The 7,459-nt window shown below is 29.1% G+C and carries 9 protein-coding genes and 1 tRNA gene; 1 reads left to right on the top strand and 9 read right to left on the bottom strand.

The features are described from left to right. Positions 1-18: 18 nt before the first annotated feature. From RSA29_RS15410 to RSA29_RS15445, 8 genes are all read right to left on the bottom strand, one after another. Positions 19-672: a LysM peptidoglycan-binding domain-containing protein gene (locus RSA29_RS15410; RefSeq protein WP_346943968.1), complete on the bottom strand. Its 654-nt coding sequence runs from the start codon at positions 670-672 to the stop codon at positions 19-21. Positions 673-892: 220 nt separating this feature from the next. Beyond that, positions 893-1,096, bottom strand: coding sequence for a heavy-metal-associated domain-containing protein (locus RSA29_RS15415; protein WP_346933990.1), 204 nt, complete (start codon positions 1,094-1,096; stop codon positions 893-895). Positions 1,097-1,106: 10 nt separating this feature from the next. Then, positions 1,107-2,015, bottom strand: coding sequence for a stage 0 sporulation family protein (locus tag RSA29_RS15420; protein WP_346943967.1), 909 nt, complete (start codon positions 2,013-2,015; stop codon positions 1,107-1,109). A 2-nt stretch (positions 2,016-2,017) separates the two neighbouring features. Further along, the gene (locus tag RSA29_RS15425) at positions 2,018-2,947 is read right to left on the bottom strand and encodes a DNA polymerase III subunit delta' (RefSeq protein ID WP_346933988.1); all 930 of its coding nucleotides are present in this window, start codon (positions 2,945-2,947) and stop codon (positions 2,018-2,020) included. A gap of 75 nt (positions 2,948-3,022) precedes the next feature. Further along, on the bottom strand, positions 3,023-3,352 hold the full coding sequence (locus tag RSA29_RS15430) for a cyclic-di-AMP receptor (RefSeq protein ID WP_346943966.1): 330 nt from the start codon (positions 3,350-3,352) through the stop codon (positions 3,023-3,025). A 22-nt stretch (positions 3,353-3,374) separates the two neighbouring features. Beyond that, the gene (gene tmk / locus RSA29_RS15435; protein ID WP_346933986.1) at positions 3,375-3,998 is read right to left on the bottom strand and encodes a dTMP kinase; all 624 of its coding nucleotides are present in this window, start codon (positions 3,996-3,998) and stop codon (positions 3,375-3,377) included. A gap of 18 nt (positions 3,999-4,016) precedes the next feature. Continuing rightward, on the bottom strand, positions 4,017-5,459 hold the full coding sequence (locus RSA29_RS15440; protein WP_346943965.1) for an aminotransferase class V-fold PLP-dependent enzyme: 1,443 nt from the start codon (positions 5,457-5,459) through the stop codon (positions 4,017-4,019). After that, on the bottom strand, positions 5,441-5,647 hold the full coding sequence (locus tag RSA29_RS15445) for a sigma factor G inhibitor Gin (RefSeq protein ID WP_346943964.1): 207 nt from the start codon (positions 5,645-5,647) through the stop codon (positions 5,441-5,443). The genes RSA29_RS15440 and RSA29_RS15445 overlap by 19 nt, the downstream gene beginning before the upstream one ends. A gap of 462 nt (positions 5,648-6,109) precedes the next feature. On the opposite strand from RSA29_RS15445, the gene RSA29_RS15450 reads away from it, so the two are divergent. Next, a complete protein-coding gene (locus RSA29_RS15450) occupies positions 6,110-7,279 on the top strand; it encodes a hypothetical protein (RefSeq protein ID WP_346943963.1) in 1,170 nt (389 codons plus the stop codon). Between the two features lie 46 nt (positions 7,280-7,325). On the opposite strand, the gene RSA29_RS15455 is transcribed toward RSA29_RS15450, so the two are convergent. Beyond that, positions 7,326-7,399 (bottom strand) — tRNA-Cys (locus tag RSA29_RS15455). Positions 7,400-7,459: the final 60 nt, after the last annotated feature.

Below are 7,459 nucleotides of genomic sequence, written 5' to 3' on the forward strand. Positions count from 1 at the left end.
TCTGCATGGTTATTTACATTATTCCTTAGGTATACATATTGTTTCTGATTCCTTTATTGTGTTCTCATTTTCTATTTTATTATGGGCCTTAATTACTTCTACACCTTTATTTGTATCCATGTTAGGTAAATATTGATTTGATATACTATATAATGTATCACCTGATTTAACCGTGTATTGTATGTGTTTAGTATGTTCACTTGAATTTACCTTATCAGTTGCTGTATCGCTTTCAGCCTTTTCACCTGATACTAATGCTGTTTCATAAGAAATTACTATCTTCTGACCCTCTTTTATTACATCATCCTTAGTCATATTATTTCTTTTTAAAATTGCTTCAACAATTTTACTTGTTTCTGACTTTGGCATATACTTTTTAGCTATAGAATAAAGAGTATCGTTTGCTTTAACGATGTAATATCCCTCTTTAACTTCCGCCTTGCTAGTTTCAACTTTATTACTATCATCGGTCTTTGCATTATCGTTAACTTTATCTTCTGTCAAAGGGTTTTTTGCTTCATTTCCAGTTTTCACTTCTGAATTATTAACTATACCATCTTCTGAATCTTTTTTAACTTGTTCCTTATCACCAATATAACTTACAGCAAAAAATATTCCACCTAGTACAATTGCACATGATATAATTATTATTATTTGTTTTTTGAATTTCATAATTAACACCTCTCTATATTTAAATAACCATTATTTAAATAATTAACAATTTTATTAAAAATATACATATATTTATAATAAAATTATTCTTTTGTGCTAATTAACCTAGTTTAATACTTAATCACTGTAATTTTTCGCTAAAAACTACTCAAAATATTTAACACCATATTCTGTAACAACAAAAAAATCTTGCTAATTTATAATCGCAAGATTTTTTTATTTATATTACTGTGTAATCACAATCCTCTATGGACTGAATTATATCCTCTATATTTATAAAATAATTATCATACACAATTTCTACTTCTTTTTTGGATTTATGTATCCCACATGCAATAACACCCTCATTGGCTGATATAGCCTCTTTCACCTTTAAAACATCCTTAGATGTTACCATATCACAAATTTTAAGTGTAGCCTTCATAGTTTTCCCCCTAATTTTCTTGAAATAATTCTTTAATTAGCTTCGGATCTTCAGCTTGTTTTTCTAATTCTTTTAAATCAACCTCATTTATAACATCTTCATAGCTTCCTGATATCATTGTTAACTCATCAATTTTAACAACCTTAATATCATCTTCACCATCTTTTACCTTTACTTTTACCTTTACAGCTTCTTTTACCACACTACTAGATATTACTTCACCCTGACCATGGCATGTATCAACTATAGATCCAATCTTAGGCAATCTCTTTCTTATGCCTTCATATGTCTCTTGTTCATAATTTAAACAACACATAAGCCTACCACATATACCCGATATTTTTGTCGGATTTAATGATAGGTTTTGTTCTTTCGCCATTTTTATTGATACTGGTGCAAACTCACCTAGGAATGTAGAACAACATAAACTTCTTCCACATGGGCCTAAGCCACCAGTCATCTTAGCTTCATCCCTTACCCCAATTTGTCTTAACTCTATTCTAGTTCTAAAAATTGATGCAAGATCTTTTACAAGCTCCCTAAAATCAACTCTTCCATCTGCTGTAAAATAAAATATTACTTTATTATTATCAAAAGTATATTCAACATCAATAAGCTTCATTCTTAGGTTGTGGGCTTTTATCTTATCTACACATAGCTTAAGAGCCTCTTCTTCTCTTTCTTTATTAGATCTATTTACAGCTATATCTTCCTCTAGCGCCTTTCTAATTACATCTTTTAAAGGTGCTACAATTTCGCCTTCTTTAAGTTCCTTTATCCCAACTACACATTCTCCAAATTCAATTCCACGTGCAGTTTCAACCACAACAAAGTCACCTTTTTTAATATCTAAAGTACCTGGATTAAAATAGTATATCTTTCCAGCTTTCTTAAACCTTACTCCTATTACTGTTATCATATTTAAACCTCCTGCATCTTCAAAATCATTGTTATATATGCTAATGATGCGTTTACATTATTTTTTAAAATATTTCTAGTTTCATCTACAATTTTAATCATATCATTTAATTTGCTTGATGAAAATATATTAGCTAAATCTTTAATGTCAGAAGATTTATCAATATTAATAAAAAAGCTTTCATCGCCCACTTCTTTGTATATAATTATATCTCTTATTACAGTTATAATTATATCTAAAATATCCTCATCCTTATTTCCATAATCACTAAAAAACTTTTCATAGTGAAGTGCTACTTCGCTATGAACATCTTTACTCTTACTTATAATTTCAAAAATTGTATCTCTAATTATACTAAATTCACTGCTATCTATTAGTTTCTCAGCTCTTCCTGGTATGCCTTTAGCAAATGCACTAACAATTTTTAATTTGTCATCCTCTATATTAGAATATTTTTTCTTCAAAAATATCTTCATATCTTCATCGTTTAATGGCTTTAATTTATGTACACAACATCTTGATTTTATTGTATCTAATATCCCTTCAAGATCTTCACATAGTATAAATATAAAAACATTTGATGGCGGTTCTTCTATAGTTTTAAGAAAAGCATTTTGTGCCTGAAATGTAATTTTATCTCCATTGTCTATTATAATTACTTTCTTATCTCCTTCGAAAGGTTTTTTATTACACTCGTTAATTATACCTCTTATTGTGTTTACACTTATGGACGTTTTTCCCTTATCAAGAGTCCAATAAATTATATCTACATGATCCCTTATCTCATTAATTCCTAAAATTTTTAGTGCTATAATTTTTACTAGTTCGCTTTTTCCAATACCTTTCTCACCGACAATTATATGAGCATGACTCAATTTATTATTATCAATAGCTTGAATTAAACTGTTTTGTACTTTATCATGTCCTATCATACCCATAATCTCCTCTCAATAAGAAATAATGTACAATAAGCTGAGCCTATTGTACATTATCTAACCTTAGTTATATCATACTCTTAAAAACTTATCTACATCAACAACAAATATAGTTGCACCACCTATGTTTACCTCTATTGGATATGGAACATAAACCCCTGTAGAACCAGCCACCGGAGAAGGTGATGATATAAGTTGTTTTCTAACCTTACAAATTTCTTCTATATACCCTAAAACAGTATCAACTTTAGTTGCTTCTACCCCTATCATTAATGTTGTGTTACCTGCTTTTAAAAAGCCACCTGTAGTTGCGAGTTTAGTAACTCTTAGTCCATTTTCAGTTAGAATGTCTACTAAATCCATAGCATCGTCATCTTGAACTATTGCAATTATTAATTTCATATATTACCCCTCCTAAAGATTATTATAACCCTATATATGATTCAACTCGCTTTATTATACTCTTATGAATATCTTCTATTGAGTTGCACCCATCTATTAATTCTATTTTATCATAAATAGTACTAATTTTTGAATATCCTTCAAAAACTTTTTTATGAAATTCTAATCCCCCATTTTCTAACCTATCTAAAGCCTTCTGATTGCGTTTTCTATCAATACCCTTCTCATAAGGAATAGTTATCATAAATACTAAATCTGCCATTAACCCGCCAAGTGCTGCATCATTTATAGATTTAATTATGTCCATTCCAAGATTTCGTGCAATTCCTTGGTATACAATAGAAGAATATACAAATCTATCACATAGTACAACTTTACCTGCTTCAATAGCTGGTTTTATAACCTCTCTGACCAATTGTGCCCTTGATGCCGCATATAATAATGCCTCACACATATCATCCATCTCTTTATTATCATTATCCAATATGACTGACCTTATTTTTTCACTAATTTTAGTCCCTCCAGGTTCTCTAGTCCTAATCACCTCTACACCTTTATTAACAAAATACTCTTCTAATAATTTTATTTGTGTAGATTTTCCACTTCCATCTGGCCCTTCTAATGCAATTAATATTCCTTTATTCACTATAGTCCCTCCATTTAGTTAATCATTTTCTAATACGTATATATTATTATCATCTATTCCTAATAATGTAACATTATTTTCTTGGTAATAGTATATTATATCAATAATATACTTACTTATAAGCTCTCCCGGCATTATCAATGGTATTCCTGGCGGATAAGGAATTATGGCCTGTCCGCAGATTTTATTTAAAGAATCATTTATCCTACACTGTTTCTTTTTCATATTAAGTGTTTCCCATGGTAGCTTTTTTACTTCTGGCAAATCATATTCTATAGGTTTAATATATTCACATTTCAAGAATTCTCTAGTGCATTCTCTCAAAACATTATATAACCTTTCGAAATCACTCACATCATTTGTAGTCGAAAATATTAAAACTACATTCCTATCATCACTCATCTCACACTGTATTTTATTAATTAGTAAGTGTTCTAGCAATTTATGTCCACTAAAGCCTTTGGGAACATTTATAACATACCTAGTTTTGTCAATCAATACATTTAAACTCTCTTTTTTATTATGTAACTCTAGATCTGTTTCATCTATTATATGGTAAAATCCTAATGAATTTATTTTTATCCTGTATGTCTCACATAATTCAACTAGTTCTTTATATGCAACTATGCCATATGTATCTAAATAATATCTACTATAATCCATACTTGCTAAAAATATATAAGATGGGCTAGTAGTTGAAAATACACCTGTATAAAAATTAGCCTGCTCTAATAATTCATTAGAATTTACATGTAAAAATGAAGTTTGAGTCAGGCTATGTAGCGTTTTATGTGCACTATGAACTACCATGTCACATCCAAGTTTAACCGGATTCTGTGGAAGCTCTTCTATCACTCCAAAATGTGCCCCATGAGCACAATCAACTAAAACTTTTATATTATATTCTTTTGCCCTATCTATAATTTCATTGATATCAAAACATATTCCATAGTAATTTGGATATGTTAAAAGTATCCCCTTTGCATCTTTATTTTCCTCTATAACTTGAAATAGATGCTCCTTATTTATTGAAAAAGGAGCATCATACTTTTCACTTACTTCATTTTTAATATATACTGGATTTAATTTTCTTAGTATTATACTGTTAAATACAGATTTATGACAATTCCTCTCTACAATTATCTTATCACCTTCATTAAAAGTTGAGAAAATCATAATCATATTTCCAGAAGTACTTCCATTTACTAAAAAGTAAGATTTTTTGCTTTGATAGTATTCAGACAGGTAATCTTGAGCCTCTTTAATTATCCCTGTAGGCTGATGAAGATTATCTAACCCATCTACCTCAGTTATATCATAATTAATTAAATTATTAAAAAAAGCCTTTGCCTCTATCGTATTATTAAAACCTTTTCCCATTTTATGGCCAGGCATCGCAAAATAATCATATTTTTCTTCACTATACTTCATTAGTGCATCTATTATTGGTAGTCTTGACACTTATCATTCACTCCTCTTGGCATAAGTTGAACTAAATTCTTTTTAATACAATTTTTATAGAACTCATAAAAATCTGTATTTGGCTCTATTGTTAATAATCTTTTTTCGCAGGTTTTACAAATTCTTCGTCCATATACAATTATACCATTATCTAGAGGCTTTCTGCACACAATACATTTCCTATTCATATTTATCCCCCTCAAAATTTATCCAATAGTTCTAGTTTTAAACTAGTTCCATCCGGTCTAGGATAAGTTAAACTTATCTTTATTCTTTGAAGTAAATTAATTCTCACTTCATGTTAAGACTGTCTTAATTCTAGCCCCTCATGATATATTTTATTCAACAATAGTTAATTTCTTATTTTGTCCACAAAAAAAATTTCACTTTATAATTACTCATCTTATTCCTAAAACCAACATATTTTTTTCATATTATATAATTTCTATTATATTTCTAAATATATTTAGAAATATATTTTCATTCAAAAGATTATTCTATTATTGTTAATTCAAACGAAAATCATTCTATTATCATTAATTGAAAAATACTCTAAAGGATAAATAATTAACTTTATGGATATACTATTATAGTATTATTATCCAATAATATAAACATTTAAAATTATATTACTGCAAGGAGGCTTTCAATTGAAACAACATATTTTAAGTTTTTTATCTGTAATAAAAAATGAAATTTTAGATATAAATAAATTTTTATATGACGTTAGTGAAAATTGTTTTAGTGAATATAAATCCTATAACTATATAGTAAAACTATTAGAAAAATATAATTTTTCTATAGAGCATAACTTGGTAAATATTCCAACAGCATTTCGTGCTCGTGTTGGACATGGTCATCCTGAAATATGTTTTATATGCAAATATAGTACAGGAAGTAGCGATGGGCACATATTTGGCAATAATGCTAATGCCACAATAGTTTTAGGTGCAGCTATTGGACTCTCCTCGGTAATTGAGAAAATCGGAGGATCAATTGTTGTTGTTGGATGTCCTGGCAAATATTCTAATGGCTCAGAAATTGTAATGACAAAAGAAAATATATTTCAAGATTCAAGTGTAATCTTTTCACCACACGTCGATAATATTACTTCTCTAAATGGATGTTCACAGTCATGTACAACACTACAACTTAATTATTCAAATTTAATATTATCTAATGATAATGCTAATGATTCTTCTCTGGATGTATGTTTACAAACAGTACATTTTATTAATCAATTAATACAAAACACATCTAAGTATTGTTATATGGATCATTTAAAACTTGTATGTGATAACTCTTTAAATGAATATCCATCTTCAGCTAATGTTAGCTTCGAAATTAAAGCTAAAAATCATATACAGTGCGATAATATAGAGACTAGCATACGTAAATACATAGATTGTATTGAAAAATTAATAAATATAAAATGTTCTGTACATATGTTAGAGCTACCCTGTAAAGAACTTTTAGACAATAAAGTTATAAATAAAATATTTGAAACTAATCTAAAAGAATGTGGTTTAATTAATATAGGAACAAGTAAATGTATGCTTTATTCTTTGGGTATTGGAACAGTAAGCCATACAACCCCTACAATATACCCTTCTATAGGTATATGTGATAATAATACCGTTCACTGTCCCTCTATGGAGTTTAGGGATTTAACCTTATCTGAATTTGCTAAGTTAAATATTTGGAAGGCTATAGAAGCCTTAAGTTTAACTGGAGTAGATTTAATAGAACGGAGTGATTTGATTTATGAAAGTACCACATTTTTATCAGACGATATTATACATAAATCAAAATTTAATTAAACAAAAAATTAAAAGACCTTGTAAATATTACATTTACAAGGTCTTTTGGAGGCGCCACCCAGATTTGAACTGGGGATAAAGGCTTTGCAGGCCTCTGCCTTACCACTTGGCTATGGCGCCAGGACTGGTGGCTCGAGCAGGAATCGAACCAGCGACACGAGGATTTTCAGTCCTCTGCTC

This window comes from Clostridium sp. (genome assembly GCF_036660475.1).
Taxonomy (GTDB): Bacteria; Bacillota; Clostridia; order Clostridiales; family Clostridiaceae; genus Clostridium_J.

Coding starts and splice junctions, on each gene's coding strand:
- RSA29_RS15425 (WP_346933988.1), bottom strand. CDS start 2,947: ATGATAGGACATGATAAAGTACAAAACAGTTTAATTCAAGCTATTGAT.
- RSA29_RS15415 (WP_346933990.1), bottom strand. CDS start 1,096: ATGAAGGCTACACTTAAAATTTGTGATATGGTAACATCTAAGGATGTT.
- RSA29_RS15420 (WP_346943967.1), bottom strand. CDS start 2,015: ATGATAACAGTAATAGGAGTAAGGTTTAAGAAAGCTGGAAAGATATAC.
- RSA29_RS15410 (WP_346943968.1), bottom strand. CDS start 672: ATGAAATTCAAAAAACAAATAATAATAATTATATCATGTGCAATTGTA.
- RSA29_RS15445 (WP_346943964.1), bottom strand. CDS start 5,647: ATGAATAGGAAATGTATTGTGTGCAGAAAGCCTCTAGATAATGGTATA.
- RSA29_RS15430 (WP_346943966.1), bottom strand. CDS start 3,352: ATGAAATTAATAATTGCAATAGTTCAAGATGACGATGCTATGGATTTA.